A 25,592-nucleotide genomic window follows, 5' to 3' on the forward strand; every position below is an offset into this window, starting at 1 on the left:
CGACGATAGGCCGGCTGTAACCCATGCGGTAGTTACCGTTGGTGAAGCGTCGGTTGCGTCACCGGCAATCGGCGGATTGCCCTGCTGTCAAAGTCGAGAACGGTAAGATTGCGCGTGATGCAATCCATAGACCTCAACCTGCTCGTCGTCCTCGACGCTCTGTTGCAAGAGGGCAGCGTGACCGGAGCGGCTCGCCGACTACATCTGACGCCGCCGGCGGTCAGCCGCAGTCTCGGGCGTCTACGAGTGATCACCGGCGATCCGCTGCTGGTGCGTGCCGGGCGCAACCTGGTGGCCACACCCGTCGCTGAACGGATGCGCGATCGCACGCACGACGTGGTAGCCGCCGTGTACGAGGTTCTCTCACCGGTGACGGAGCCGTCCGATCGCGAACTGGAGAAGAACCTGGTTCGCGAGTTCCGGGTGCGCACCGGTCCCGACAACGCTGCGGGCTTCGGGCCCTCGATACTCGACGAGCTGCGGCGCCGGGCACCCCGAGTGCGGTTGGTCCTGGATCAGGAGGGCGGCGACGCGCTCGCCGCGCTTCGTGACGGGCTGATCGACCTCACATTGGGAAGCCACGTCATCGACGGGAACGAGACCCTGCATCGTGAAGCGCTGCTGAGGGACAACGTCGTGGTGATCGGCCGTCGTGACGGCGCACTCGCGCAGGCCTGCGGCGATCGCGAGGCCAGTGCGGCAGATCTCAGCCGCCGGCTCCACGTGATCCGCACACCCCGGTCGGTGTGGCACGACCCCTTCGAGCGCCACTTCGCCGAAGAAGGACTCGAACGCGACGTGGTCGCCACCGCGCCGGGCTTCGCCGCAGCATTCGCGCTGGTGCGCAGCGGCGACCTCGTGTGCCTTGCGCCGGACCGACTGACCCGCTCCATGCTGGGCGATGAGTTGCGGAGCTGGCCGGTCTCGATTCCGTTGCCCGAGTTGGTGATCGAACAGGTTTGGCACCACAGAAGTCATACCGACCCCGAACACCGCTGGCTTCGCGCCCGCGTCCGCGCCGCCGTGTCATCCCTCTGAGCCGGGTAACGCTATGGGGCAGTCACACGAATTCAACCGTTTCTGACACCGGCCGCCTCGGCTTCTGCGGCCAGTTCCCCTCGCCCGGCTGTCCCACAGCGAGGAGCAGCACGGGAATCTCATTCGGGGCGAGTCCGAATTCCTCGCTTACCGCATCCGCGTCGAAGCCGATCATGGGTCCGGCGCCGAGGCCGTTGGCATGGGCGGCGAAGATCATGTGCCCGGCTGCGAAAGTCGCGGAGCGCACGGCTTCGTCGCGGGCCCGCCATTCCTGCTCGAAGTACAGCTTCTCGGCCGCAGCTTTCCAGCCCGCCGCGACCTCGGCGGGCATGATTCCCTGTTGCACAGCCGGAGCCAGGCGGTCGGACATCGTTTCGTGGTCGGCGAGCACACCGACGAAGATGAACGTGACCGCCGCCTCGGTGATCTTGGGCTGGTCCCAGGCGATGGGGCGCAGTCGGGCCTTGGCTTCAGGGCTGCGGACCGCGATTGCACGCCAGTTCTGCAGATTGAACGACGACGGGGCGCGGCCGGCCAAGCCGACGAGTTCCCGTATCTCCTCGTCGCTCAGCTGCTTGTCGGCGTCGAACCGAGTCACGGTCCGGCGTTCTTCGATCGCCGTGATGATGGGATGGTTCACGTGGGTTCCTCCGCGGGTTCGGTGCATTGGACGATGCCGTCAGACGATGGAATCGATGACACCGCCGTCAACCCTGAGCGCGGATCCCGTGGTGGCCGAGGCCTGCTCGGAGGAGACGTACAGGATCATGTTCGCCACCTCATCGACGGTGGCGGCGCGGCGGATGATCGACGAGCTGCGTTGCTCGGTGACGAAGTCGGTGACGACGTCGTCGAGGGTGCGTCCGGAGCGCTCGACCTCGTCACGAAACATCGCCGCGACGCCGTCCGACAGCGTCGGACCGGGCAGGACGGCGTTGACGGTCACACCGGTCCCAGCGAGGCGCTTGGCGAGGCCTCGCGAGATCGACAGCTGAGCGGTCTTGGTGAAGCCGTAGTGGATCATGTCGGCCGGAATGTTCACCGCCGACTCGGAAGACACGAAGATGACACGGCCCCAGTGTCGTTCGACCATGCCGGGGGCGTATGCCCGCGCCAACCGGACGCCGGACATCACGTTGGTGCGGAAGAACCGGTCCCATTCGGCATCCGCGACATCGAAGAAGTCCTGTGGTCCGAAGATCCCGACGTTGTTGACGAGGACATCGACGTCGGGATGCCGGGCAACGAGTTCGGCGCACGCCGCGCCGTCTCCCAAGTCGCCGGCGAATCCTTCGATCACCGCCGACGGACCGCCCAACTCGTCGATCGCCGCGGCCACCGTGTCCTCGCTCCGGCCGTTCACGATGACGTGCGCGCCGGCGGCGAGGAAACCTCGCGCAGCCGCGAGTCCTATTCCGCTGGTCGACCCGGTCACCAACACACGGCGTCCACTGAAGTCGATGTTCATTGCCCTACCTATCTGGAAGTCGACGGCGCACAGGCGCTCTGCTATGTGGTGAGGCCCGAAGACGCTGCGCCGTGTACAGGAACCACCGCGCCCGAAACGTAGGTGGCCGGCCCAGCCAGCCAACAGATGGCCTCCGCGACCTCGTCGGCGGTGCCCATGCGTCCGACGGGAATGCCGCCGACCATCGCGGTCGTCGCTTCTTCGAGGCTCATCTCGTTCCGGGCGGCCATCAATTCGAGCTCCGCCGCTCCGAGGTCTGTGTAGATCATCCCGGGCGCAACGGCGTTCACCCGGATTCCCTGCGGGCCCAGCTCGGCGGCGAGCAGCCGGGTGAGGCCGACGACGGCGTGCTTGGTCACGGTGTACGCGCCGTAGCCGGCCTCGGCACCGAGACCGGCGGTCGATGCGACGTTCACGATGGCGCCGCGACCGGCCCGCAGGTGGGGCAGCGCTGCGCGGCTCAGTCGCACCGCGCCCATCACGTTGACCGACCATGACAACTGCCACAGTTCGTCGGACAACTCCGCGAACGGGCTCACCCCCAGGCCCGTGCCCGCGTTGTTGACCAGTACGTCCAGGCCGCCGAAGGTGCTGACTGTGGTGTCGATGGCCGCCTCGATCTGCGCCAGGTCGGTGACGTCGAGAGGAACCACGACGGCCTGCCCTCCTGCGTCCCGCACGCGGCGGGCGGTGTCCTCGAGTCCATCGAGCACCTTGCCGGCGCGGTCACCGGGCGGTACCAGGTCGGTGACGGCCACGCAGACACCGCTGCGGCCGAGGTGAACTGCTGTGGCAGCGCCGATTCCACGTGCCTGACCGGCGCCGGTGACCAAAGCGGTTCGAGGGGCGTTCGAAGTGGGCGACATGGCGGCCTCCATGGGCATGTGGCGGGTTGACGAGGCGATCGGAGATTCGGCGGACACCTACGCGACCGACTCGTCGAGTCGGCGCAGATAGGCACGATGTCCTCGGCGGCCCAGCCACTCCATGACGGGCAGCAGCCGATTGGCCAGCTGGGGGGAGAATCCGAGCAACCTTGGCGCGATGGCATCCGTCGTCGAGAGAAAGATCTCGAGCCGGTCGGAGTCGAGCGCGCGCGCGTAAGCGCTCACGACGTCGTCGACGGTGAATGTCTTGCCGACGAAGTTGAGCACGCTCCCGCCGTTGCGCGCCTCATGACGCAGCATCGCGGTGTCGACGCCGCTCGGGTAGATCCCGCTCACGGACACCCCCGAACCCTTGAGTTCGGCAGACGTGGCGGCGAGGAACGCCCGCAGCCCGCCCTTCGCAGCCGAGTACGCCGCCGAGCCGGGCAGCGCGAGCACGCCGCCCATCGACACCGTCGCGAGGATCTTGCCCCGTCCCCTTTCGGCCATCACGGACGCGGCGGCGGCGATGTGCTGAATCGGCGCGGTGAGCATGACGTCGAGCTGGGTGCGAAGCACCGCGGGAGCGCTGTCAATCACGTTCTCGGGCACGATGAGTCCCGCATTGAGCACGATCACCTCAAGCCGATCCGCCCATTCACCGCGGATACGGTCGGCCAACGCCTCGACCTGAGCGCAGTCACTCGCGTCGCTCGCCACGGCGAGTGCGCCCTCGCCGAGTGCATTCGCTGCGCGGTCCGCGGAGTCCTGGGCGACGTCGACCGCGATCACGTCGTATCCGCGGTCGCGCAGCATCAGGGACACGCCGGTACCGATTCCGCCGCCCGCGCCGGTCACCAAGGCGAGCGGCTTGCTCCCCGCCTTCATCCGACTGCTCCCGCAAGGTGCGTGCCGGGCATCAGTGCCTCCTGGGTATGAGTCGCGATTGCCGGAACCTCTGGCGAGCCATGTCTCCAAATGTGATCTGGCCACATGGCCAAGTCAAACGGCCAGTCCGGGTGGCCGAATTCCCGGTCGTCGGGAAACCCCATTTGAGCAGCGGGTCTGCAGACGCACAGAACCCACTCGTTACCCATGCACGGGCATCATTGCGTCGACCGACCACAGCGCGGGCGCCTCTGCAAGGCGAGGCCCGGTGCCGACGCCCCGTCAGTTCTGCGGTGGTACGCCGCCGTCGAGGGCTCGAGCCAGCAGGTGAATGAAGAGATCGCGTGCAGCGGCCAGTTCCCGGGTGTCGGCATTGGCCAGACCGGCCAGCGTCAGCCCGTCGATGACGGCCGAGACAAGGCGCGCAAGTGCGGGCACGCCGCCGGGCAGAACCGCTTCTGCTTGACCCGCCCAGGGCTGCAGGATTTCTCGGCCCGCTGACGCGTAGACCTCGTACAGTTCCTGAGCCAGGGGACGAAGTGACTCGGATCGTGCCGCTGCCAGCGTGAACTCGAGTAAAGCGAGCTGTCGGCCGATCGGGGTGTCGACGAAGCCCTCGTGGATTCGCGTCAGACTTTCGTCGAGCGTTTGGCCGGCGGTTTCACCGACGATCGTGGCGCGGACGTCTTTCAGCATCGTGTCCATCACGCCACGCAGCAGGTCGGCCTTGTCGGCGAACCAGTAGTGAACTGTGCCGTGTGGCAACCCCGCCTCTTCGGCGACTCTGCGCGTCGTGACGGCGTCCAGACCCTCGCGGTCCACGACGGCCACTGCCGCTCGCAGCAGGGCCGCGCGCGTTGCCGCGCCGCGGCTGCCCGTGGGCCTGTTTCGTGTCGCCATCCGCTCATGATGCCATCGCCGGTCAGCTGTACTGGTCATCTGAACTGGCCACATGCCCTGGTGCGCGGGTCAACCGGACGGAGGCGGAATCTCGGGCGGCGCTGCTGTGCGAGCGCGCGCCTACCAGCAACGAGCCGATTCGTCCTGCGAACCCGGACTTCGACGCACCCCTACGGCGTTCCGATGAGCATCGTCGAGAAAAGGAACAGAACCATGACACCCACACAGTCGGACGCAGATCCGGTCATCCGCGCCGTCATGGACGAGTGGCAGTCCGCCATCGACGCCCATGACGCGGTCCGGGTCGCCGCCGTGTTCACCGAAGACACCGTCTTCCAGGGGCTGCGCCCCTACGGAGTGGGCCGCGACGCCGTCGCTGCGTACTACGAGTCGCAGCCCGCCGGCATGGCTGTCACCTATCGCATCCTCGAAACCCGCAGTCCTTCGGCGGATGTCGTGCTCGGCTATCTAGCCGCGACCTTCACCTACCCCGACCGGCCTTCGGCGGAGCTCGCCATCGGCGTGGTGCTCACCCGCGATCGCCAGCGGTGGCAGGTTGCGCAGTACCAGGCGTCCCGGCTGTAGACCCACGCGGCAACGAGACGTGCGCTGCCGATGAGTTTGGGCGCGGCTTCCCGTCTGTATCGGTAGCCAGCCGAAACACACCCACTCGAGGAGAGCCGTGACCGCCACTTACACCTTTGACGTCTTCTCCAGCCTCGACGGCTTCGGCGGCGTCAGCAGCGGCGACTGGGGAGGTTACTGGGGCAAGCAGGGCCCCGAACTGCTCGACCACCGCCTCGCGCTGTATCGGCCGGAGCAGCGAATGGTTCTCGGACGCACCACTTATCGCATGTTCGCGGAAATGCTGGCCTCGGGCAGCGAGCAGGCGGTGCTCGATCCATGGGTGACGCGAATGAGGAATCTGCCGGCGACGGTGGTGTCAACCACCCTGGTCGGGCCTCTCGACTGGCCGGACGCGACCATCGTGAGCGGTGACGCGGTCGACGTCGTCGCCCGCCTCAAAGAGGAGTCCGCGGTGCCGTTGCGCTCACACGGCAGCCTGTCGATGAACCGGGCGCTGATGGCCGCCGGCTTGGTCGACCGGCTCCAGGTGACGATCTTCCCCGTGATCACCGGTCAGACCGGCGACGATGCGATCTTCGCGGGCGCAGCGGACTTCGATCTGGAACTCATCGAAGGCCGGACGCTGGACGGCGGCATCCAGGAGCTCATCTACCGGCCGTCCCTGCATGCCTCGATATCGCTGTCGGACAAGCACTGAGGGCGCCCGCGATGCGGACGCCCTCGTAGCGGAACACCGATCAGTTGTGCACCGAGGTGTCGACGTGCGGCACCCTCACTGACGGGTACAGCTGATCGATCCAGGGGTAATAGTCATCGCGGTCGTACCCGAAGTGATAACCGCGGTCCCCGTGATGTCCATTGAATCCGTGGTCGTGGTCGTCGGCCTGCGCCGGACCGGCGAAACCGATCACGGCTGCAGACAACGCGCCTGCGACAATTCCTGCCAGTCCGAATTTCTTCATCGGTCTCGCCTCTTCCCTCTGTACAGCTCCGTCGACGGGCCGAACGCCCGGGACTCTCTCTGTAACGGCGGGATCAATTCGTTGATTCCATCGAACGGAGCGACGCGGACCTTCTCACTGATCCGCCGGACGGTTGACTCGAGGTGCGAATCGGATTCGTGCGGCACCACGCGTCTGCGGCACGGAATACTCGGGCGCATGTCGAACCCCATCGACGCCGACCCGCGGCGGCGGAAGTCGGGAGACGTCGCCGGAACGGTGGCGCTGCTGGTGCTGCATGTCCTGTTGGCGCTGCTGTTCTTCGTGCTCAGCTTCGGCATCGCGATGAGCATTGATTCGTGCGCGTACGTCGAGTGCGGCGACGAGAAGTGGATCGGCGTCGCGATGTTCCTCGCGATCTACGGCAACGTGGCGGTCCTACTCGTCGACGTCGTCGTGTCGACGGTGTTTCTGGCCAAACGGCGCAGGACGGTCGTCGTTCCCGCGCTGGGCTGCGTCGTCCACGCGGCGCTCATCATCGCGGCCTTCCAATTCGCCGCTCTGGCGGGGCCGGTCAGCGGGTCCTGATCAGTCAGTCGTTGCCCCGCGGCGGCGGCTGCACCTCGACGCCACTCGACTTGTGTTCGGGTCCGGCGTCGGGATGCTCGGCGGGCACCCGCTCGCGGAACCGACTGGCTTCGCTCGGACCCTGCGGCCCTGCCCGTCGCTCGCCGCTGCGGTACGGGCCCGGCTTCGGCCTCGGCTTACCGCCGGGGAACGCGAGCCGGAAGATGGTGCGGTGCACCGTGAACCACTGCTTGCCGAATCGGCCTGAATTGTAGGGCAATTCGTAGCGCTCGCAGATGTCCTTGATTCTCGGCGCGATCTCGGAGTACCGGCTGCTCGGCATGTCCGGGTAAAGGTGGTGTTCCACCTGGTAGCCCAGGTTGCCGCTGATGACATGGAACAACGGGCTGCCCTCGATGTTGGCCGCGCCGATCAGCTGGCGGACGTACCACCCGCCGCGGGTCTCGTTCTCCACCTCCTCTTCGCTGAAAGTGTAGGTCTGGTCCGGGAAGTGGCCGCAGAAGATGATGGCGTGCGCCCACACGTTGCGGATGAGGTTGGCCACCGCGTCTGCCGCCAGGGTTCGAAGGAAGGTGCTCTCGACCCCGGGCACCAGCCGGTCGAGCATGGTGGCGGTGGCGCCCATCCGGCCCTTGCTGGAGATCTGGCGGAGACGACGTCCGACACGGGAGTGCGTCGGCTGGTCGATCCGGTCACGCAAAGCCAGCTTCGCCAAAGCGAATGCGCCTGCGCTGATCGCCGGCCAGCCGATGTAGTCCTTGATGATCTGCAGTCGCGCCTTACCGGCGATCCCCTTGAAGTCCTCCTTGAGGTCGGCCATCGTCTTCTCGCCCCGCCACAGCGCTTCCACGTCGGTGTCGTGCATCGCGACCCCCCACTCGAACAGGATCGTGAGCAGCAGGTTGTAGAAGGGTTGACCGAGGTTGGCGGGGCGCCACTTCTGGTTGGGGTCGACCCGCATGATCTCGTAACCGAGATCCTTGTCCTTACCGCGGATGTTGGTATAGGTGTGATGGATGTAGTTGTGCGAGTGCTTCCACGCCTGCGCCGAGGATGCGGTGTCCCAGTCCCAGACCGAGGAATGGATGTCGGGATCGTTCATCCAGTCCCATTGGCCGTGCAGGATGTTGTGGCCGAGCTCCATGTTCTCCAGGATCTTGGCCATTCCGAGGCAGGCGGTGCCGAGCACCCACGCGGTTCGTGACCGCGACCCGAGCAGCAGTACCCGTCCCACGACGACGATCTGGCGCTGCGCCGTGATCACCGACTTGATGTAATGCCGGTCGCGGTCGCCGAGTTCGGCGAAGATCTCGTCGTGTATCGCATCCAGTTCTTTGGCGAGCTTCTCCAGATCCTGCTCGCTGAGGCGGGTGAGTGGGCTTTCGACGGTCGTGGTCACGTTTGACTCCTTCACGGTCACAGTGCGAACTCCACGTCACCCTCGGCAGCGTGGATGCAGATCCTGACGTCCTGGTCGACGGGCTCGGTGACTTCCCCTGAGCGCAGATCGCGCACCTTCCCCGATTTCAGTGTTCCGACGCAGGTGTGGCAGATGCCGATACGGCAGCCGAATGCGAGTTCAAGGCCGGCCTGTTCGCCGGCCTCCAGGATGGGAGTGCCACCGTCGCAGTCGGCGGTCGTGTCGCTGTTGAGGAACGTGACCTGCCCGCCCTCACCTTCGGCGGCGTCGGCATCGATCTTCGGCTGGAACCGCTCGAAGCGGAGCCGGTCCGGGTCGCCGTTGCGCTCCCAGTGTTCGATCATCGCGTCGAGCAGTTCGCTCGGACCCGAACAGAACGCGTCTCGTTCGCGCCAGTCCGGGCAGACGTCGTCCAGATCGTCGGCCGACATGCGGCCGCGATCCGCCGTGAGCCGCAGATCCAACCGCAAGCCGTCATGGCGGCGGTCGAGACCTTCCAAATCCTCCAAAAACATGACCTGGTCGCGGGTGCGAGCCGAGTGGAGCACCACCACGTCGCCGATCTCGCCCCGATGATCGAGGTTGCGCAGCATGCTGATGATCGGTGTGATGCCGCTGCCTGCGCTGATGAAGAGCATCTTGGCCGGCACCGGGTCGGGCAGCGTGAAGACGCCCTCCACCTCGCCGAGCCGAACCAGTTCGCCCGGCTGGATCTTCTCCACCAGATACGGCGACACCACGCCCTCGTCGACCTTCTTGGGCGTGACGCTGATCAAGCCGTCCTCCGGCTGCGGGTCCGACGTGAGCGAGTACGCGCGCCAGTGGTACCGGCCATCGATCACCAACCCCAGCCGGACGTACTGGCCGGGTCTGTGGCCCGGCCACTCGTACCCCGGCCGGATCAGCACGCTGACCGCTTCCGATCCCTGCCGCTCGACGCGCTCGACCTTGCCCCGCAGCTCCTTGGTGGTCCACAGCGGATTCACCATCTCGAGGTAGTCGTCTGGGCGCAACGGGTTGAACAGATACCGCACCGCACGGAGGAACAGCCGACGGCCCCTTGGGACGGGAGGCTCAGCACCGCGTTCCGCCATGATCCCCCGCTTCTCGTGTCCGACTCGGTGAAGAATCGACCCAGCGGCCGACTCAGCACCCTGTGTTACCGCTCCGCTGTGATCTGAAACACTAATACGGGGAGGTTGACTATCTGTGTCAGATCGGGAAACGAGTCGGTCGGGTCCAGTGCCCGCAGACGTCATCCGGGCCACGCTGCGTTCCGCGGAACGCCTCGGCCGCGACGTCGCCGATGTGCCGATCGTCGTGATCGCGCATGCCCTCGGGGTTTCGCGCAGCACGCTGTTGCGCCAGCTCGGGGGCTCACGTCGCCCCCTCGATGATGCGGTACGCGACATCGGGGTCGACCCCGGCGGCCGCCCGCCGGTGAAGGTGCGCGCAGTCGAATCGGCGGCCGCACTCATCGGCGCCGGCGGCGTGTCGTCCGCCACCCTCGAGGCGATCGCCGAAGATGCGGAGTGTTCGGTGCACAGCCTGTATGCGGCGTTCGGCGGCCGCGAAGGTCTGTTACGTGCGGTCTATGACCGTTATATCCCGGCGCTGGACATGGAAGACGTCATCGGATCGCCGAGCACCGACCTGACGCAGATGGTCCGCACCATTCACCGAACCCTCGCCGACCTGTACCTGCGAGAGCCGCGGGTGCTGGCCGCGGTGCTCGGTGAGACGCTGGCCCGTCCGGCGGGCACCGGCGCGGGTGCACTGATCGAGCACGGCGCGCTGCGCCTCATCGCGGTCCTCGAAAGGTGGCTGGATGGCGAGGTTGCGGCCGGCCGCATCCGGGACCTGCCCCGCTCCCTGCTCATCCAGCAGCTGATCAGCCCGGTCTCGGTGCACGCCATCATGCGGCCCGGACTGGTCAACTTCCCACAGGTCGCCCTGCCGGAACTGGAGGCGACGTGCGACTTCTTCGCCGACGCATTCGTCCGCGCAGTCGCAATCGATGGGACGGCTGCCAGGTGATGCGACCCGGCCCGGCCCCACTGACTAGCCTGGTCGACCATGGCCGATGCCTTGTGGGCTGCCGCGACGCGGCATCCGTTCCTCCATGCGGTTCGTGACGGCACGATCACCGACGCGGCATTCGACCGCTGGCTCGCTCAGGATGCACTCTTCGTCGCCGACCTGCTGAGCTTTCAGGCGCGCCTGCTTGCACGGGCGCCACGGCCTGCGCAAGGCGTACTCGCCGCTGGCTGTGCCGCGCTCGTCGCCGAACTCGACTGGTTCGAGGACAAGGCGTCGCAGCGGGGCATCGACCTCGACCAGCCGGCACTGCCGGCGACTGTCGCCTACGGCGAACTACTGACGCGACTGGAGGATTCGCCTACCGACGCAGCGTTGACGGCGCTGTGGGTCATCGAGCGGGTGTACCTGATGGCATGGACTTCCGCATCATCACCCGCGTCGCCCTTCAAAGAATTCGTCGACCACTGGACAGATTCGGACTTCGTGGCCTACGTCGAGGCGCTCGGCGATGTCGCCGACCCGGTCGAGTACCCATCGCTGGTCGACGAGGTGCTCGCGCACGAAATCGAGTTCTGGGACATGGCCCTCGCCTGAAGTCCGACGCCCTCGGGGTGGTCTGCGAAACACCACACGGGGAGCGCGTACCGCGAGAGAGGGATGCTCGCGTCAAGGACGCGGCAGGGGGATGCTAGTCAGCTGCCTCAGCATGAGAGGGGCGAACGTCGGAGCCGCCGTTGACAGCGATCTCGAGACCTTGCTTTGGTGAGGTGGTGACCGCACCGGACCCGCTGCCGATCGAGAACTTCTCCCACCTCTGTGTCGGGGTGTCGGATCTGGACGCCTCGCTGGCGTTCTACACCGGTGTGCTCGGCATGGATGTCGTCTTCGACGTCGAACTGGCCGGTGCGGGACTAGAGGAGGTCACCGGTACCGCAGGCGCCGCAGGACGCATGGTCGGCGGCCTGATCGGTGCCACCATGATCGAACTCCTGTCGCTCGGCGACGTACCGGCCGTCGTGGACGGCCCGCATCTCGGCTACACCAACATGTCGTTCCGGGTGAGGGATCTCGATGCGGCGCATGAGGCACTGGGCCGGCACGTGGGGGTGCGCTACACCCCACCCACCGACATCGGCGGCGTGCGGATGCTATTCGTTCACGATCCTGACGGCACCCCCATCGAGTTGATCGAACTGCCCGAGGGTCTGACCAGCACCGTGCAGATGTGGCGCGGCGCTTGAGGCCGCACGCCCCAACGGCTCTTGGGCGGCACCGGTGGGCCGGACACGCCGGCGCAATCACCCCTACCTGATCTCCTTCTCCGCGTCAGCCAGCGCCGCGAACTCCTCGTCAGGCGAGTTCGCCACCAGATGGTGCCGGCTGTAGAGCCCGAAATACGCCATGAACGCAGCGAAGACGACCAGGCACCAGGTGGCCGCCGTGCTGTCCACCAGGAAGGTGGCCACCACCGACAGCGCCGCGATCACCAGCGCGAAGCCCGTGGTGACGACGCCGCCCGGGGTGCGGTAGGGCCGCGGCATGTCCGGCTCACGCACCCTGAGCACGATGTGACTGATCATCATCAGCACGTAGGACAGGGCGGCGCCGAACACCGCCATGTTCAGCAGCATCGCGCCCTGGCCGGTCAGCGACAGCACGAAGCCGATGATGCCGGGCACGATCAGCGCCAGCGTCGGCGCCTTGCGGGAGTTGGTAAGCGACAGCCGCTTCGGCAGGTAGCCGGCGCGCGACAGCGCGAACAGCTGACGGGAGTAGGCGTAGATGATCGAGAAGAAGCTGGCGATCAGCCCCGCCAGGCCGATGTAGTTGACCACCTTGGCCATCGTCGAGTCTCCCAGCGCCTCCACCAGGGGATTGCCGGACGCGCTGATCACCTCGGCACCACCGGCACCGGCGGCGAGCACCAGCACCGTGGCTCCGGTGACCACCAGGACGGCCATCGCGGCGATGATTCCGCGCGGCACGTTGCGGGCCGGGTCCTTGGCCTCCTCGGCGGCGAGTGGCACACCTTCGATGGCGAGGAAGAACCAGATCGCGAAGGGGACTGCCGCCCAGATCCCGAGGTACCCGAAGGGGAGGAACGACGAGGCGCCGGCCGCATCGGTGGGCGCGATGTCGGTGAGGTTCGCGGTGTCGAAGCTGCCGATCGCCGCGATGGCGAAGATGAGCAGACCGGCGAGGGCGATGGCCGTGATGACGAACATGACCTTGAGCGCCTCGCCGACACCGCTGAGGTGGATGCCGATGAACAGCAGGTACACGGCCAGGTACACCCACCAGCCGTCGGTGATGCCGAACAGGCCGAGGGACTCGACGTAGGCCCCGATGAAGGTGGCGATCGCCGCGGGTGCGATCGCATACTCGATCAGAATGGCTGTGCCGGTTGCGAATCCACCCCACGGGCCGAGTGCCCGACGGGCGAATGTGTAGCCGCCGCCTGCGGCAGGCAGCGCGGAGGACATCTCCGCCATCCCCAGCACCATGGCCAGGTACATGCCCGCGATCAGGACGCCGGCGATCAGTAATCCGCCGAACCCTCCCTCGGCGAGCCCGAAATTCCATCCCGAGTAATCGCCCGAGATCACATACCCGACGCCGAGACCGGCGAGGAGTAGCCATCCCGCGGTGCCTTGCTTGAGTGTGCGCTTGGCGAGGTACTCGTTGGACTCAGATGTGGTCTCCACCCGCTGATGCTAGATCGCGATCGCCGTCGGCGTCGGTTAACCCGGAGTCTGCGAGGGCGACCGTGAGTTCGGCGATGGATCGCGGATCCTGCAGCCGCCCACCGTAGACGTCACGGAGCTGGCGGAGCCGGTAGCGCACCGTGGAGGGTGACACGTGGAGGTCGGCGGCGATCTCGTCGCGGCGGCCGTGATGCAGCAGCCATGAGCGCAGCGTGTCCGCGAGCCGGGCGACGGACGCAGCGGGCAGTCCGTGCAGGGGCGCCAGCGCGCGGGCCCGCAGGTCGGTCAATGCCTCGGAATCGGCACTGACCACGAGCTCCACAAGGATCTGGTCGGTGTCGAGTACGGCCGTTGATTGCGCAGGCTGGAACTCAGCTGCACGCATGACGCGGCGAACCGAAGAGCGCGCCTGCATCCACGGGCGGACGGGCCCTACGACCGCGCCTGTCGCGCCGATCGATTCGAGGAACGATGCCCGCGCCTTCCCGCCGACGGCGGAGACCAGGAACATCCGCATCCCGTGCGGCAGCTCGATCGCGTCGTCGGGCACCTCGAGGGTGCGCGAGTCGGCCGTGATGAGCCCGCCACTCTCGTGGTGCCGGTTCGGAAGTGCCACCGCGGTCAGCGTCTGCGACGGTGTCCAGGACGCCTCTTCCGCGGCCCGGCGCAGTTCGTCGGCCGACCCATCTCGCAGCAGAGCCCGCACGAGCCGCTCCCGGTGCCTCTCCCGCGCCAGGCCCAGTCGGGCGACTTCGTCGGCGTGGCCCGCGACGCCCGCTGCCGAGATCCGATCGAGGTAGGCGAACGACGTCTCGGCGAAGACGCTCACCTCGTCGCTTCCCACGCCGTGCCCGACGGCCAACGCCGACCACTCGCGCCAGATCTCACGGACCCCGATTCGATAGGCCGCCAGCTGCACTTCGGTGGGCCGGCCCTGGCGCGCTTCCCGCCGGCCGAAACCGTAAGCGGTGTCGAGCACTTCCTGCATCGACGTCGCGGAGCTCTGGGGATCGGCCGCACCGCGCAGCTGTTCGATCAGCGCGGTCAGCAGTTGATCAGCAGATGCGTAGATCACCGGCCGCCACGACTCCTGCGCGGCCAGCGCGAATGCGGGCACCTCGGCGATCACCGCCTCTACCATCCTGTCGGTCAGCGCCGGCAGCCCGGCGCGCATCGCCTCCAGCGTCTGCGGTGGCAGTTGGGGAAGCCTCGCCGCGGCGGGCGGCACGTTCGACATAGTCCGCGATGATAGGCCGCGCGCAGGCATACGACTGTCCGGAGAGGACAAGTTCGTGCGGAACTTTGGCCCGTACGAGGCGAGAAACTGTCCGAAGAAGTCGCCATGATGGTGTGATCAGGTCGCGCGGCATCCGCGTCGGCCTCGCGGACACTCCTCCGTCGTCGAAAGAGGACTTCATGACTGCATCTGCTTCGCCCACCGCGCCCGGCCGGGAGGACTTCGCCCTTCGCCTGCTCAAGGGTTCGGCCAAGAAGTCATACGAGCCGATCGTCGACATCAATTGGGACGCTCCGCTTCCCGACGACAAGTACTTCCTGCCTCCGCAGATGTTGAGCCTGTACGGCACCCCGCTGTGGGAGCGCATGAGCGATCGGCAGCGCATCGACCTGTCCCGGCAGGAGTTCGTCAACTACATCTCCATGGGCATCTGGTTCGAGAACATGCTCAACCAGTCCCTGCTGCGCGCGATGATGCACACCTCCCCCACGTCGCACAGCACCTTCTACGAGCTCACGGAGTTGGGCGACGAGGCGCGCCACATGTTGATGTTCGGGAAGGCCATCGAACGGGTGGGCGTCGAACCGTTCTGGCCGACCAGGGGCGGCGCACGCAGGGTCAACACGATGGCGCTGATCTTCCGCGGACCGATGCTGTGGATCGGCGCCCTGGTCGGTGAGGAGCTCTTCGACGCGGTGCAACGCCAGATCCTCGACGACGCCGACGAAATTCAGCCGCTGGTTCAACGCGTGATGCGCATCCACGTCACCGAGGAAGCCCGGCACATCCAGTTCGCCCGCGACGGCATCCGCCGCGACGTCGGCGAGCTGTCACGCGCGACGCGCCTGGCCATCTCCAATCTGCACGGCCTCGGAGCCTCGCTCTACTTCGGCCATTTCACCCGCCGCGCCCTCTACGACCGGATCGGCCTCGACGGGGGCGAGGCGCAACGCCAAGCCCGCGCCAACCCACAGTTCCACGCGACACTGCGAGCCGGGTTCGAGCCGCTGGCCGCATTCCTCGACGAGGTCGGTCTGATGGGTCCGATCGCCCGCCGCATGTGGGCGAGGTGCCACTTCCTGTGACCATCGGATCCGACGACGGCGTCTACGACGGGCCGGCCAGTCTCGTGGTCGGCGAGAAGCGCCATCCCGTCCGCATCCGTGCCACCGGACATCTCAACCCGTTCGACGGTCACTACCACTGGCAGGGCACCGTGCTCGACGCACCGGCTCAGATCAAGGCCGGTGGAGCGGTCGTGCTGTGCGTCGGCGATCGTGACGCCACCGCACGACTGGTCGAGCACACCGCCGCCGGGGACCTCATGATCAGCGGCACGGGCCGTCCGCCGTTCTGGCCGTGACCCTTGCAGGTCAGATCTCGCCGAGGAATGCACGCAGCTCGTCGGCGACGTCCGCAGCAGCTTCGACGTCGAGCACGGACATCGGGCGCCGGCCGGCGAGCCAGCGGACCATATCGGCTGCCGACCCCGTCAGGACGGCGATGGGCTGATCGGCAGCCCCGAATGACCACTCTTGATTCTCGTTGGTTCGCAACATGATCCTGGCGGAGGGCAGTCGCTTGGCGTGATACCGAACCAACGACGGGATTGCTCTGGCGAGGTGAACCGGAGAGCCGTGAGGGAGCCCGTTGGCCTCGGCGAGGTCGTCGTGGTGCATCCAGACTTCGAAGAGGGTGGACGCAGCGACCGGCGGCGCCACGAGAAGACGCGGACACCGCCGACGGAGACGTCCGATCACCGCCCGATAGCCGTCCCGCCGCTCCCGCTGGATGACCCCCTTCACAAACTGCGGCTTGGGATGCAACTGGACTCCTCGCGCAGCCAGCGCTCGGACCCCGAAGGCGAGCGTTCCTGCCGCGCGGTCTGCCGCGACGACGTGCGCCGCGAGGTCGAACGCAGTCCAGGCCCCGCATGCGGTTTCGGCATCGGGACCGACGGACTCCAGCGAGTCAGCCAGCATGGCGCGCTCAGCGTCCACATCGTCGCCGATCCTGATGCCTTCTGCGCCTCGACTCACCATGAACATCTCCTTCGACTTAGAGTCTTCTTATACTACCTTAGAGTTGTCTTATCTTTCTTAGAGTTGTGTTAGCGTCGCTGATCGGGTGAACCGGGGAGGCGGAGAGCGACGTGACTGACCAAGTTGTGGTCCTCGGCGGGGGAATCGCCGGATTGCTCAGTGCTGCCGCGGTGGCCGGCGAATCTGACGAGGTCACTGTTGTGGAGCGAGACCAGTTGCCCGACAGCCCTATCGGTCGACGTGGCATACCTCAGGGACCGCACCTGCACAGCGTGCTGGCTCGCGGGTGGCAGGTGATCGAGGATCTGCTGCCGGGCTACCGCGCGGACCTCGCCGCCGCCGGCGCGGTAATGCTCGACGACGAAAGCTTCGGCACCCGGGTGCACATGCAGAACGGCCCGTACACCTTCAACCGCACCGATCCGATATCGGATCCTGCCGCGCTGGCTGTGTACCTGGCGACCCGCCCCATGGTCGAGTTCCAGTTACGCCGGCGGGTCGCCGCGCTCCCCAACGTGACCGTCAGGGACGGACATGACATCTGCGATCTTGTTGCGGCACAACCCCACCGAATCACCGGCGTCACCGTCCGCGACCGGCGCAGCGGCGCAGGCAGCACCCTGATGGCCGATCTCGTCGTCGACGCCACCGGGCGCGCATCTCGCACACCCCTACTGCTCGAGAACCTCGGCTACACCCGTCCGCCTCACCGGTCCTTCACCGTCCGGGGCGTGTACTACAGCCAGCAGATCACGATCCCGGACCAGGACACCTTCCCCGAACGGCTGATCCTGGTCCTTCCGCAGGGCAGCACCGGCCGCGGCGGGCTCGTCGCCGGCGAGAACAACACCTGGACGCTGACCGCCGCCGGACGCGCTCACGATGGGCTCGCGGCGCCGTCGTCATTCGCCGACATGCTCGCCCTCGCTGCGCGATTCGTACCACCGCACATCCTGCCGGCACTGCAGCGAGCACGCCCGCTGACCGACGTGGCGGTCTACCGCTATCCCGGTGGCATGTGGCACCGCTACGACCAGCAGGCCCACCATCCCGATGGTCTGCTCGTCGTGGGCGACGCGCTGTGCTGTCTGGATCCGATCTTCGGCCAGGGCATCACGCTGGCGGCGTTGCACGCTGCTGCGTTGCGCACCGAGTTGCGCGGCGGCACATCTGTCCGGCCCGAGCGCTTTCACCGCTCACTCGCCTCTGTCATCGCGCCGGTGTGGGCGGCGAATCAACCGGCCGGTCGGACTCCGGCGCGCAGTGCGAGACTCGGGATGCAGCGGCGGGTCATCGAGTGGAGTCGGCGAAAGATTCTCGAATCGGCGGACGACATCGTCGTGACCGAGCGGCTCTACCGCGTGGGGAACATGATCGACCCACCACAGCGCCTCCTCGAGCCGGCTCTCCTCGCGCGGGTGGCGGCCCACCACACCCGGCGACCATGGATCCGCCTGCGTCGCGGCGGATCATTCGCGTAACGCTTCGGCGTCCACGTCAGCTCGGCCGGAATATCGGCACTAGGTATCGGTGTGCAGATCTGCGGTCAATTGTCCCGATCGGTGAGCGCAATTTGTGTCTGACGGCCGCGGCGACGTCGGAGGCGACAGCAGAAAGGGCCCCTGTGCATATAGCGCACGCAATTCGGTAGGCTCGATCAAGTCAGTCGAGACGATGAATTCTGCAAGGTCAGGAGCAGCGCGCGCGGATGGACACTGAACGCGAAGAGTATTGGCGTGTAACTGAATACGTGCTCGATCTCAGTAGCGATCTGATTCTTCGACGTGAAATCGCGATGCGCACCCGTTTTGCGCTTCTCGCGACATTCTGCCCAGAAGTGCTCCTTCGAGTCATCAATAACATCGGTGCCGTGGGTTGCATTCAGCTTGACGAGACATATGACCTCAATGTGTCCGGTCAGCCGGGAGTTGTTCGTCTCCTCCAGCCGTTCGATCTTCTTCCGGGTGCCGATTCTGCTGATTCGTTGATCGAGGCGCTCGAGGAAACTGCGCTTGCGCTCCGGCGTGTGTCCGGCGCGACCGGTGACCGGGTGCGCGGCCTGCCCGCCGCGGCCATGAAATCTCCGAGCACCGAGGTGTTGCAGAGCATGATGCCGGTGGTCGCATCGTTGATCAGCACTTGTGTGTCGCTCGAGCCGTTGTCTGCGTTCTCCGCGCCGGCCTTGGAGGCGAAGCTGGCAATCGTCCTCGGGTTCATCCGCTGCCGGCACGTGTCCCTGGTCGACGTCGATTAGGAGCCACGGCTCCCGCCCGGTGGCCGAGAGCTCAGTCGAGGTAGGTGCCGTGCCCTTCACGCACCAACGCGCCGTCGAAGACCAGGACTTCGTTGACGAGTCCGCCGCGCTGATTGCGGTAGTTGATCACCAGCAGCGATTCCCCGCGATACACACCGAGGATCTCGAAGTGCAGGTCCGCCATGCCGGCCAACGCCGTCGTCCAGTATTCGCGCAAACCCTGCTTCCCGCGGACCACACCCCCGCTGCCCGGCACCACTCGCGCGGCGATCGGAGAGGTGAACAGCACATCGTCGTGAAAGTGCGCCAGCACCGCCTCGACGTCGTGCGCATTCCACGCAAGCACCCACTCTTCGGCGAACGCTTGCGGATCCGGTGTGGACATCGGCACAACCTCCAGGCATCAGCGGCGACACAGTGATCAGGACCATTGTCCCGTGTGCTTTTCGCGCACCCAGAACGATGCCCGAATCAGGTCACTTCTCGTCGAGCAAACGCACCGCGACGGCATGGTCGATCACAGTTGCCTCGACCACGATGGGCGTGGTCGGCGTTGTGCGAGCGCGTAATACGCATTCGGCTACAGGAGCGACCAGATGGCTCCGGATGGTCCTGCGTAACCCGCGGGCACCGTAGATCGGATCGAACCCGCAGTCCTGCAGAAACTCCATCACCGGATAGTCGACACGGAGTTCGACATGTTCACGGGCCAGTCGCGCGCTGAAGAGGCCCACTTCACGAACGGTGACCTTCCGGGCCGTCGATGCGTCGAAGGGCGCCATGACGACCGTCTCATCGATCCGGTTGAGGAACTCCGGGTCGAAGAACTCCTCTACGGCGGCGCTCACCAGACCGTGTGCCCGGGCGACCGGATCGGTTGGCGACGCCGCGAATACCCGTAGTCGTCGCCATCTCGGCGACCATCGGGAGGTTCGCTGTGCCGCTGCGACGTCCTTGGATCCCAGATTGGACGTCATGAAGACGTAGCTGTTGCGGAAGGAGATCCGGTCGCGGCCGTTGGCGAGCCGGAGCTCTCCGCTGTCGAGCACGTGCAGCAGGGCGCGGATCACCGTGCGGTCGGCCTTCTCGACTTCGTCGAAGAGCACGATGCCCGGTGTGTACGGGTCACCCTCGATCTTGTTCTTGTCGAAAAGGGTGAAGGACTCCTTACTGCCCGCGTATCCCGGTGGGGCGCCGGAGAAGGACGCCGCGTAGTGCTCCTGGGCCAGGGCCGCCATGTCGATTCGGCAGAGATCGTCTGGTCCCGTGCGGATCTCGGCGGCGATCTGGCGAACAAGTTCTGTCTTGCCGACCCCGGTCGGCCCGACGAGCAATACGCTCGCCAACGGCCGACCGGGATCAGCGACACCGGCATGTGCGATCGACAGCGCCCGGGCAGCGGCACTCACCGCCTTCGGTTGACCGATTATCCGTTGCCCCAATCGGGCGACGAAGGCATCGTGGTCGAACACGGCCGACGACTTCACGGCGACGTTGTTTGTGCGCTGCGTTGTCGCGTTCTGGTCGTGATACATGTCGGTGAGGTACGGCACGTCGATTCTCTTACGCCTCGACGTTTTGCTCGACGGGGAGATTGCCCACTCGACAGTCCGCGACACCCACGGTGTCTCGCGTGATCGACTCGACGACTTCCTGCGCTTTCTGCGCGTCGGTCACCCACAGCTTGTAGAACTCGAACGGGCAGTCGGCGACGCCCTTGTCGCCGTCGCCGGCCGCGTGCACGCCCGAGTAGCCCCGATGCAGCAGCTTGAAGAGGTGGTTCTGGGACTGATCGTTCTGGCGGGCGTCGCGGATGGCCGACAGCGAGAGCTGCGCGAACTGAATCCCATACTCTTCCTCGCCCGTCTCGCCGAGGGTGCGGCCGTCGAACCCGATGATCGCGGAGTGTCCGAAGTAGGAGTACACCCCGTCGAATCCCGCGGCATTCGCCACGGCGACGTAGGTGTTGTTCGCCCACGCCATCGCTTTGGCCATGAGGACCTGCTGATCCTTGGCGGGATACATGTAGCCCTGGCACCGCACGATCAGTTCGGCGCCCTTCATCGCGCAGTCCCGCCAGATCTCGGGGTAGTTGCCGTCGTCGCAGATGATCAGCGAGATCTTCATCCCCTTCGGGCCCTGCGAAACATAGGTGGTGTCGCCCGGATACCAGCCCTCGATCGGGCACCAGGGCAGGATCTTCCGGTACTTCTGCACGATCTCACCGGTGTCGTCGATGAGCACGAGGGTGTTGTACGGCGGCTTGTTCGGATGATCCTCGTGGCGCTCACCGGTGATGGAGAAGACGCCCCACGTCTTGGCCTCACGGCACGCTGCAGCGAAGATGTCGGTCTCGTCTCCGGGGATCGACGCCGCGGTGGCGTACATCTCCTCGGGGTCGTACATGATCCCCTGAGTCGAGTACTCGGGGAAGACCACGAGATCCATACCCGGCAGGCCGGACTTCATCCCGACCACCATGTCCGCGATCTTGCGGGCGTTGTCGAGTACCTCCTCCCTGGTGTGCAGCCGGGGCATCTTGTAGTTGACGACGGCTACGCCGACCGTGTCCGGACTGGATGAGATGTCACCGTGACGCATGTTGAGCTCCTCGATTGATCGATTTGGATGAAATAGGTTGCAGCAGAACAAATCAGGTGGATCAGTTGTAGACCGGCCGGGCCCTGACCCCGGACACCCTGCCCGGCGAGCTGAGTAGCCGTGCGACCACCAGCAAGGCCGCCAACAGCACCGCCGTGGCGACGGCGGTCAGGGCTGAACTGCGGTAGTGACCGGTGAGCATCAGGAACGCCGGGATCGAGCACGTCGGAATGCTCAGCAGCGTCACCGACCAGCCGGTGAAACGGTTGAGGTCTTCACGACCCAGACCGAGAACCAGGAAGAACAGGGTCCACAGCGCCGCCCAGGAGAGCCAGATGACCCCGAACACCGGGTCATGCGAGCTGAACGACAGAACCGCATACGCCACAGCGGCCATCGCGACGAAGAGGCTGAACCAGCCGACGCCCTGCGGTTCGAGGCCGGCGAGATTGACGATGCCGACGTAGAGATAGGTGAAGCCGAACAGGTAGAGACCCGAGGCGGACAACGTAGTGGCAGCATCGCCGTTCGCCTGCAACAACATTGCCGTAGGGATCACGCACTGGAGTGCGCCGACGAACAGGTTGAACACAGCTGCCGACCGTGGCGGTATACGCCCCAGGAGCATCAAGCCGTTGATGAGAAGTACCGCGCCGACGTACAGCAACCCGACACTGCTCACGATGTCACCTCCTTCAGTTCCAGATGGAATATCTCCATTTGAAACTAAGTGACGGACAGCACACTGTCAACGGCGATGTGATGCGCGCCGGCCTCAGGGCTGCGTCAGTGTGGTGAGCACGTCGAAGTCATAGCCGTCGGCGACAGCCAGATGTATCGGCTGCACGGTGGCGTCGGCGTGATAGTGCACGGTTCCCCGCGGACTGTCATACGACACGAGATCGCCGGAGGCGATGTCGGTCAACTCGCCCGACCGGTGTATCAACTGTGATAGCAATTGCATTCCCTCGTAACACGATTCGGCGATTCCACTCAGTGGGGGAGCCTGAGGTCCGTGCATCTGGCGGTAGTGCCCGAGCAGATCCATCGCATTGGCGCCGACCATCGAACGGAAGAACGAGGCGGCGACGAAGAGCCCTCGGTTGGCGTCCGCACCGCTTGCGAGCAGCATGGTCTCGTCCATCAGGGGGCTGAAGCGGATGAAGTGATCGGCTGCGCCGAGCTCGGCGCACGCGCGGTTGAACTCCACGGCGTCCTGACCGACCAGAAGCATCAACACCGCGTCGCACCCCGACGCCATGGCGGCCTTCACGACACCGGACATCTCCGCTCGGCCCAGATCGACGAAGCGCCGGCCCACGATGTCGAGGTCGAGATCGCGGGCGTACCCGCGCACCGCAGCGAGCGACGACCGCGGCCAGACATAGTCGTCACCCACGATGAACCATCGTCGCGCGCCGGCGTTGTCGCGCAACCAGCGCAGCGCCGGAGCGATCTGGCGGTCGGGTGTCTCACCGCAGCAGTAGATGTCGCGGCGCCGTTCGCCGCCTTCGTACAGTGCGGGGTACGCGTAGGGCACCCGCCCGGCGACCACCGGCGCAAGTGCGTTGCGCACCGAGGAGATGTGCCACCCGCTGACCGCGTGAACCTCGCCCGCCGTCACGAGTCGGTCGATCCGCCGAGCGACCAGATCCGGAGCGACGCCGCCGTCGACCAATTCGATCTGCACCTCTCGGCCCAATATCCCCCCGTCGGCGTTCAGATCGTGGACAGCCAACCGGCTCACCGCCTCACACGACGGCCCGAAGACGCCGCCGGGGCCTTGCAGGGGCACCACCATGGCCACTCGCCACAGCTCACCGGCATCACGGCTGGTGCGCGAGCTCATGATCAGTACGTCCTCTGCCACACCGTCGTCGGATCGGCTATCATCATTTCCATCTGAAAGTATCGCGCGTGCCAGGTCCAATGGGCAAGGCCGGAGGAGTAGGTGATGGCAAGGACGCTGCCCGAGCACGACGCGGCGACGTCGATGACGGCCACGCTGCTCCGCGCCGCGCGCGCATTGACCGCCCAACTGGATGACGAGCTGCAGGAATCGGGCCTCGGGATCGACCACTGGCTGGCGATGGACGCTCTGGCCGCCTCGGCCGGGCTCACGATGGCCGAGCTGCAGGCGCAGACGCTGACCGCCGGACCCACCCTGACCAGAGTGGTGGATCGACTGGTCACGCAGGCCCTGGCCTACCGCGAAGTCGACCAATTCGACCGGCGCAAGGTTCGGGTGTTCCTCAGCGAGCGCGGCACCGGATTGCATCACGGTCTGCGTCGCCGGATCGCGCCAGTGGAAGCACACTGGGCGGCGTCGAACTGGCCGCAGCTGCGTGACCGCCTCGCGCCGCCCGCCGGCGATGCGTAGCGGCCGGCCTGACTCTGCTCCGGTGAGGAGACCACCGTGTTCACCGGCCTGAGCGCCTTCCCGCTGACTCCGCTGCGAGACGGTGCGGTCGACGAAGCGGCGTTCACGAACCTGGTTGCCCGCCTCGCCACGGCGCGAGTTGATTCCATCACCGCACTCGGGTCAACGGGCTCCTATGCGTACCTGACTCGCGGGGAACGCGCACGTGTCGCCCGCCTCGCTGTCGAGCACGCCGCCGATGTTCCGGTGATCATCGGAGTGGGCGCGCTCCGTACCGAGCACGTTCTCGAGCTCGTCGAGGACGCACATGAGGCAGGAGCCTCAGGCGTGTTGCTCGCCCCGCTCTCCTACCAGGCCCTCACCGCGGACGACGTGTACGGACTCTACGAAGACGTGACGCGCGCGCTCGCCGTGCCGCTGGTTGTCTACGACAATCCCGGCACGACGCACTTCACCTTCACCGACGACCTCTATCAGGCGATCGCCGCCCTGCCCCACGTCGCATCGCTCAAGATCCCCGGAGTCCCCGCTGACCCGGCTCGAGCGGCCATCCGCGTTGCGCAACTGCGCGACCTGTTGCCGGCGGGAACGGCACTCGGAGTGTCGGGCGATGCGTTCGGGGCCACCGGGCTCAACGCGGGCTGCGACTCCTGGTACTCGGTCATCGGCGGAACGCTGCCCCGCCCGGCACTGGACATCACGCGTGCAGCGCAGGCCGGCGACCATGCGGGCGCCACCAGCCAGTCGGAATGTCTTGCGCCCCTGTGGGATCTCTTCGCCAGGCACGGCAGCCTCCGAGTCACCGCCGCCGTCGCGGAGCACCTTGGCCTGGCTCCACCCCACAGCCTCCCGCTGCCCATTCGCGGTCTGGCAGCGGCCGACCGGGCCGACGTCGTCGAGGTGTGCACGAAACTCCGTCTGACGGTGTGAGCGACGACAGGAGCAGGTCGCGGATCACGTGATCCGTTTGGCCGCTTTCTTCGCCGGCGCAGTGCCGGTCGCCTTCGATGCCTGCTTGGCCGGCGTCGCCACCTTCTTGGCCGGCGTCGCCACCTTCTTGGCCGGCGTCGCCACCTTCTTGGCCGGCGTCGCCGGCGCCCCCGCCGATGGCGGTGTCTGTCCAGCAGCCTTCTTCGCCGGAGTCGCCGGGCGCTTGGCTGCTGCCTTCTTCGCCGGCGTGACCTTCGCCGGGGTCGACGACGTGGCGGGCTTGGGCGCTGCCTTCTTCGCCGCCGGGGCCTTCTTGGGTGATGACTTCTTGGCCGGCGGTGAGGCAGCCTTCTTCGCGGGAACAACATTCGCCGGCCTCGCGGCTGGGGTCGTCGGCGCCTTCTTCGCCGTGCGTGCGGCGGACTTCGTCGCGGGCGCGGCATTCCGAGCCTGTGACGCGGCCGCCTTGGCCTTACTCGCCGTGCTCGGCGGCTTCGGTTTCTCAGCGGTCGACGCGCCGCCACCCTTCGACGTTGCGCGACCGGCCCGCTTCGCGGCGGATCCGATGGTGCTGTTGACTACGTCGACGGTCGCTTTGACGGCTTGTTCCGCTCCCTGCCGCAGCCTGCGCCCGATGCCCGGACTGTCCTTGGTCATACGCACCTCACCCCTGGTTCCTTTGCAATCAGGTACCTACTTTTATCCG

30 protein-coding genes are annotated in these 25,592 nt (G+C 66.4%); 13 read left to right on the forward strand and 17 right to left on the reverse strand.

Annotated features, from left to right (window positions below; genetic code table 11):
* Positions 1-117: 117 nt before the first annotated feature.
* A complete protein-coding gene (locus H7I41_RS10930) occupies positions 118-1,038 on the forward strand; it encodes a LysR family transcriptional regulator (RefSeq protein ID WP_264012598.1) in 921 nt (306 codons plus the stop codon).
* A 22-nt stretch (positions 1,039-1,060) separates the two neighbouring features.
* Here H7I41_RS10930 and H7I41_RS10935 read toward each other — a convergent pair whose 3' ends face one another.
* The 5 genes from H7I41_RS10935 to H7I41_RS10955 all read right to left on the reverse strand — a co-directional run bounded on the left by H7I41_RS10935 (position 1,061) and on the right by H7I41_RS10955 (position 5,214).
* Positions 1,061-1,678 (reverse strand): nitroreductase family protein, encoded by a 618-nt coding sequence (locus tag H7I41_RS10935; protein ID WP_264012599.1) that lies wholly within the window; start codon positions 1,676-1,678, stop codon positions 1,061-1,063.
* A gap of 39 nt (positions 1,679-1,717) precedes the next feature.
* Positions 1,718-2,506: an SDR family NAD(P)-dependent oxidoreductase gene (locus H7I41_RS10940; protein WP_264012600.1), complete on the reverse strand. Its 789-nt coding sequence runs from the start codon at positions 2,504-2,506 to the stop codon at positions 1,718-1,720.
* A 41-nt stretch (positions 2,507-2,547) separates the two neighbouring features.
* Entirely contained in the window at positions 2,548-3,390 is an 843-nt protein-coding gene (locus tag H7I41_RS10945) for an SDR family NAD(P)-dependent oxidoreductase (protein ID WP_308214606.1), read from the reverse strand.
* A gap of 39 nt (positions 3,391-3,429) precedes the next feature.
* Positions 3,430-4,260 carry an SDR family NAD(P)-dependent oxidoreductase gene (locus H7I41_RS10950; RefSeq protein WP_264012603.1) on the reverse strand — a complete coding sequence of 277 codons (831 nt, stop codon included), beginning with the start codon at positions 4,258-4,260 and terminating at the stop codon, positions 3,430-3,432.
* 282 nt (positions 4,261-4,542) lie between these two features.
* Entirely contained in the window at positions 4,543-5,214 is a 672-nt protein-coding gene (locus H7I41_RS10955) for a TetR/AcrR family transcriptional regulator (protein WP_308214607.1), read from the reverse strand.
* A 159-nt stretch (positions 5,215-5,373) separates the two neighbouring features.
* Here H7I41_RS10955 and H7I41_RS10960 point away from each other — a divergent pair, with 159 nt between their 5' ends.
* Both H7I41_RS10960 and H7I41_RS10965 read left to right on the forward strand, forming a co-directional pair.
* Positions 5,374-5,745 (forward strand): YybH family protein, encoded by a 372-nt coding sequence (locus tag H7I41_RS10960; protein WP_264012605.1) that lies wholly within the window; start codon positions 5,374-5,376, stop codon positions 5,743-5,745.
* A 97-nt stretch (positions 5,746-5,842) separates the two neighbouring features.
* Positions 5,843-6,445, forward strand: coding sequence for a dihydrofolate reductase family protein (locus tag H7I41_RS10965; RefSeq protein ID WP_264012606.1), 603 nt, complete (start codon positions 5,843-5,845; stop codon positions 6,443-6,445).
* 40 nt (positions 6,446-6,485) lie between these two features.
* Here H7I41_RS10965 and H7I41_RS10970 read toward each other — a convergent pair whose 3' ends face one another.
* Positions 6,486-6,710 carry a hypothetical protein gene (locus H7I41_RS10970; protein WP_264012607.1) on the reverse strand — a complete coding sequence of 75 codons (225 nt, stop codon included), beginning with the start codon at positions 6,708-6,710 and terminating at the stop codon, positions 6,486-6,488.
* Positions 6,711-6,908: 198 nt separating this feature from the next.
* On the opposite strand from H7I41_RS10970, the gene H7I41_RS10975 reads away from it, so the two are divergent.
* Positions 6,909-7,277 (forward strand): hypothetical protein, encoded by a 369-nt coding sequence (locus tag H7I41_RS10975; RefSeq protein WP_264012608.1) that lies wholly within the window; start codon positions 6,909-6,911, stop codon positions 7,275-7,277.
* 4 nt (positions 7,278-7,281) lie between these two features.
* Here the strand turns inward: H7I41_RS10975 and H7I41_RS10980 are convergent, their stop codons facing one another.
* Both H7I41_RS10980 and H7I41_RS10985 read right to left on the reverse strand, forming a co-directional pair.
* Entirely contained in the window at positions 7,282-8,676 is a 1,395-nt protein-coding gene (locus tag H7I41_RS10980) for a fatty acid desaturase family protein (protein ID WP_264012609.1), read from the reverse strand.
* A 17-nt stretch (positions 8,677-8,693) separates the two neighbouring features.
* Positions 8,694-9,791, reverse strand: a complete 1,098-nt coding sequence (locus H7I41_RS10985) for a ferredoxin reductase (RefSeq protein ID WP_264012610.1) — start codon at positions 9,789-9,791, stop codon at positions 8,694-8,696.
* Positions 9,792-9,939: 148 nt separating this feature from the next.
* Between H7I41_RS10985 and H7I41_RS10990 the strand changes: the two genes are divergently transcribed.
* The 3 genes from H7I41_RS10990 to H7I41_RS11000 all read left to right on the forward strand — a co-directional run bounded on the left by H7I41_RS10990 (position 9,940) and on the right by H7I41_RS11000 (position 11,978).
* Positions 9,940-10,734 (forward strand): TetR/AcrR family transcriptional regulator, encoded by a 795-nt coding sequence (locus H7I41_RS10990; RefSeq protein WP_264012611.1) that lies wholly within the window; start codon positions 9,940-9,942, stop codon positions 10,732-10,734.
* Positions 10,735-10,773: 39 nt separating this feature from the next.
* Entirely contained in the window at positions 10,774-11,331 is a 558-nt protein-coding gene (locus H7I41_RS10995; RefSeq protein WP_264012612.1) for a TenA family protein, read from the forward strand.
* Between the two features lie 176 nt (positions 11,332-11,507).
* Positions 11,508-11,978 (forward strand): VOC family protein, encoded by a 471-nt coding sequence (locus tag H7I41_RS11000; protein WP_372503725.1) that lies wholly within the window; start codon positions 11,508-11,510, stop codon positions 11,976-11,978.
* A gap of 63 nt (positions 11,979-12,041) precedes the next feature.
* Here the strand turns inward: H7I41_RS11000 and eat are convergent, their stop codons facing one another.
* Together eat and H7I41_RS30310 are read right to left on the reverse strand one after the other, a co-directional pair.
* Positions 12,042-13,442, reverse strand: coding sequence for an ethanolamine permease (eat, locus tag H7I41_RS11005; RefSeq protein ID WP_264012614.1), 1,401 nt, complete (start codon positions 13,440-13,442; stop codon positions 12,042-12,044).
* Complete coding sequence (locus tag H7I41_RS30310; protein WP_264012615.1) at positions 13,426-14,679, reverse strand: PucR family transcriptional regulator; 1,254 nt, start codon at positions 14,677-14,679, stop codon at positions 13,426-13,428. Before H7I41_RS30310 ends, eat begins: the two co-directional genes overlap by 17 nt.
* A gap of 179 nt (positions 14,680-14,858) precedes the next feature.
* Here H7I41_RS30310 and H7I41_RS11015 point away from each other — a divergent pair, with 179 nt between their 5' ends.
* Both H7I41_RS11015 and H7I41_RS11020 read left to right on the forward strand, forming a co-directional pair.
* A complete protein-coding gene (locus H7I41_RS11015; protein WP_264012616.1) occupies positions 14,859-15,764 on the forward strand; it encodes an AurF N-oxygenase family protein in 906 nt (301 codons plus the stop codon).
* The gene (locus H7I41_RS11020) at positions 15,761-16,042 is read left to right on the forward strand and encodes a DUF4873 domain-containing protein (RefSeq protein WP_264012617.1); all 282 of its coding nucleotides are present in this window, start codon (positions 15,761-15,763) and stop codon (positions 16,040-16,042) included. The genes H7I41_RS11015 and H7I41_RS11020 overlap by 4 nt, the downstream gene beginning before the upstream one ends.
* 10 nt (positions 16,043-16,052) lie before the next feature.
* Here the strand turns inward: H7I41_RS11020 and H7I41_RS11025 are convergent, their stop codons facing one another.
* On the reverse strand, positions 16,053-16,721 hold the full coding sequence (locus tag H7I41_RS11025) for a maleylpyruvate isomerase family mycothiol-dependent enzyme (protein ID WP_264012618.1): 669 nt from the start codon (positions 16,719-16,721) through the stop codon (positions 16,053-16,055).
* 110 nt (positions 16,722-16,831) lie between these two features.
* On the opposite strand from H7I41_RS11025, the gene H7I41_RS11030 reads away from it, so the two are divergent.
* Positions 16,832-18,202 carry an FAD-dependent oxidoreductase gene (locus H7I41_RS11030; protein ID WP_264012619.1) on the forward strand — a complete coding sequence of 457 codons (1,371 nt, stop codon included), beginning with the start codon at positions 16,832-16,834 and terminating at the stop codon, positions 18,200-18,202.
* A 227-nt stretch (positions 18,203-18,429) separates the two neighbouring features.
* Positions 18,430-18,975 (forward strand): hypothetical protein, encoded by a 546-nt coding sequence (locus tag H7I41_RS11035; RefSeq protein ID WP_264012620.1) that lies wholly within the window; start codon positions 18,430-18,432, stop codon positions 18,973-18,975.
* A 31-nt stretch (positions 18,976-19,006) separates the two neighbouring features.
* On the opposite strand, the gene H7I41_RS11040 is transcribed toward H7I41_RS11035, so the two are convergent.
* From H7I41_RS11040 to H7I41_RS11060, 5 genes are all read right to left on the reverse strand, one after another.
* The gene (locus H7I41_RS11040) at positions 19,007-19,360 is read right to left on the reverse strand and encodes a nuclear transport factor 2 family protein (protein ID WP_264012621.1); all 354 of its coding nucleotides are present in this window, start codon (positions 19,358-19,360) and stop codon (positions 19,007-19,009) included.
* Positions 19,361-19,451: 91 nt separating this feature from the next.
* Positions 19,452-20,528: an AAA family ATPase gene (locus H7I41_RS11045; RefSeq protein ID WP_264012622.1), complete on the reverse strand. Its 1,077-nt coding sequence runs from the start codon at positions 20,526-20,528 to the stop codon at positions 19,452-19,454.
* Positions 20,529-20,538: 10 nt separating this feature from the next.
* Entirely contained in the window at positions 20,539-21,576 is a 1,038-nt protein-coding gene (locus H7I41_RS11050; protein WP_264012623.1) for an aliphatic amidase, read from the reverse strand.
* A gap of 61 nt (positions 21,577-21,637) precedes the next feature.
* Positions 21,638-22,258 (reverse strand): AmiS/UreI family transporter, encoded by a 621-nt coding sequence (locus tag H7I41_RS11055; RefSeq protein ID WP_264012624.1) that lies wholly within the window; start codon positions 22,256-22,258, stop codon positions 21,638-21,640.
* A gap of 93 nt (positions 22,259-22,351) precedes the next feature.
* The gene (locus H7I41_RS11060) at positions 22,352-23,425 is read right to left on the reverse strand and encodes a substrate-binding domain-containing protein (RefSeq protein WP_264012625.1); all 1,074 of its coding nucleotides are present in this window, start codon (positions 23,423-23,425) and stop codon (positions 22,352-22,354) included.
* A 105-nt stretch (positions 23,426-23,530) separates the two neighbouring features.
* Between H7I41_RS11060 and H7I41_RS11065 the strand changes: the two genes are divergently transcribed.
* Positions 23,531-23,956 (forward strand): MarR family winged helix-turn-helix transcriptional regulator, encoded by a 426-nt coding sequence (locus H7I41_RS11065; RefSeq protein WP_264012626.1) that lies wholly within the window; start codon positions 23,531-23,533, stop codon positions 23,954-23,956.
* A 36-nt stretch (positions 23,957-23,992) separates the two neighbouring features.
* Positions 23,993-24,886: a dihydrodipicolinate synthase family protein gene (locus H7I41_RS11070; protein ID WP_264012627.1), complete on the forward strand. Its 894-nt coding sequence runs from the start codon at positions 23,993-23,995 to the stop codon at positions 24,884-24,886.
* A gap of 24 nt (positions 24,887-24,910) precedes the next feature.
* Here H7I41_RS11070 and H7I41_RS30315 read toward each other — a convergent pair whose 3' ends face one another.
* Positions 24,911-25,543 carry a DNA-binding protein gene (locus H7I41_RS30315; RefSeq protein WP_308214608.1) on the reverse strand — a complete coding sequence of 211 codons (633 nt, stop codon included), beginning with the start codon at positions 25,541-25,543 and terminating at the stop codon, positions 24,911-24,913.
* Between the last annotated feature and the right edge of the window lie 49 nt (positions 25,544-25,592).

The organism is [Mycobacterium] manitobense, assembly GCF_025821665.1.
GTDB classification, from domain to species: domain Bacteria; phylum Actinomycetota; class Actinomycetes; order Mycobacteriales; family Mycobacteriaceae; genus Mycobacterium; species Mycobacterium arseniciresistens.

Coding starts and splice junctions, on each gene's coding strand:
- H7I41_RS10930 (WP_264012598.1), top strand. CDS start 118: ATGCAATCCATAGACCTCAACCTGCTCGTCGTCCTCGACGCTCTGTTG.
- H7I41_RS10940 (WP_264012600.1), bottom strand. CDS start 2,506: ATGAACATCGACTTCAGTGGACGCCGTGTGTTGGTGACCGGGTCGACC.
- H7I41_RS10945 (WP_308214606.1), bottom strand. CDS start 3,390: ATGCCCATGGAGGCCGCCATGTCGCCCACTTCGAACGCCCCTCGAACC.
- H7I41_RS10950 (WP_264012603.1), bottom strand. CDS start 4,260: ATGAAGGCGGGGAGCAAGCCGCTCGCCTTGGTGACCGGCGCGGGCGGC.
- H7I41_RS10955 (WP_308214607.1), bottom strand. CDS start 5,214: ATGTGGCCAGTTCAGATGACCAGTACAGCTGACCGGCGATGGCATCAT.
- H7I41_RS10960 (WP_264012605.1), top strand. CDS start 5,374: ATGACACCCACACAGTCGGACGCAGATCCGGTCATCCGCGCCGTCATG.
- H7I41_RS10970 (WP_264012607.1), bottom strand. CDS start 6,710: ATGAAGAAATTCGGACTGGCAGGAATTGTCGCAGGCGCGTTGTCTGCA.
- H7I41_RS10975 (WP_264012608.1), top strand. CDS start 6,909: ATGTCGAACCCCATCGACGCCGACCCGCGGCGGCGGAAGTCGGGAGAC.
- H7I41_RS10985 (WP_264012610.1), bottom strand. CDS start 9,791: ATGGCGGAACGCGGTGCTGAGCCTCCCGTCCCAAGGGGCCGTCGGCTG.
- H7I41_RS10995 (WP_264012612.1), top strand. CDS start 10,774: ATGGCCGATGCCTTGTGGGCTGCCGCGACGCGGCATCCGTTCCTCCAT.
- H7I41_RS30310 (WP_264012615.1), bottom strand. CDS start 14,679: ATGTCGAACGTGCCGCCCGCCGCGGCGAGGCTTCCCCAACTGCCACCG.
- H7I41_RS11015 (WP_264012616.1), top strand. CDS start 14,859: ATGACTGCATCTGCTTCGCCCACCGCGCCCGGCCGGGAGGACTTCGCC.
- H7I41_RS11025 (WP_264012618.1), bottom strand. CDS start 16,721: ATGGTGAGTCGAGGCGCAGAAGGCATCAGGATCGGCGACGATGTGGAC.
- H7I41_RS11035 (WP_264012620.1), top strand. CDS start 18,430: ATGGACACTGAACGCGAAGAGTATTGGCGTGTAACTGAATACGTGCTC.
- H7I41_RS11040 (WP_264012621.1), bottom strand. CDS start 19,360: ATGTCCACACCGGATCCGCAAGCGTTCGCCGAAGAGTGGGTGCTTGCG.
- H7I41_RS11050 (WP_264012623.1), bottom strand. CDS start 21,576: ATGCGTCACGGTGACATCTCATCCAGTCCGGACACGGTCGGCGTAGCC.
- H7I41_RS11060 (WP_264012625.1), bottom strand. CDS start 23,425: ATGAGCTCGCGCACCAGCCGTGATGCCGGTGAGCTGTGGCGAGTGGCC.
- H7I41_RS11065 (WP_264012626.1), top strand. CDS start 23,531: ATGGCAAGGACGCTGCCCGAGCACGACGCGGCGACGTCGATGACGGCC.
- H7I41_RS30315 (WP_308214608.1), bottom strand. CDS start 25,543: ATGACCAAGGACAGTCCGGGCATCGGGCGCAGGCTGCGGCAGGGAGCG.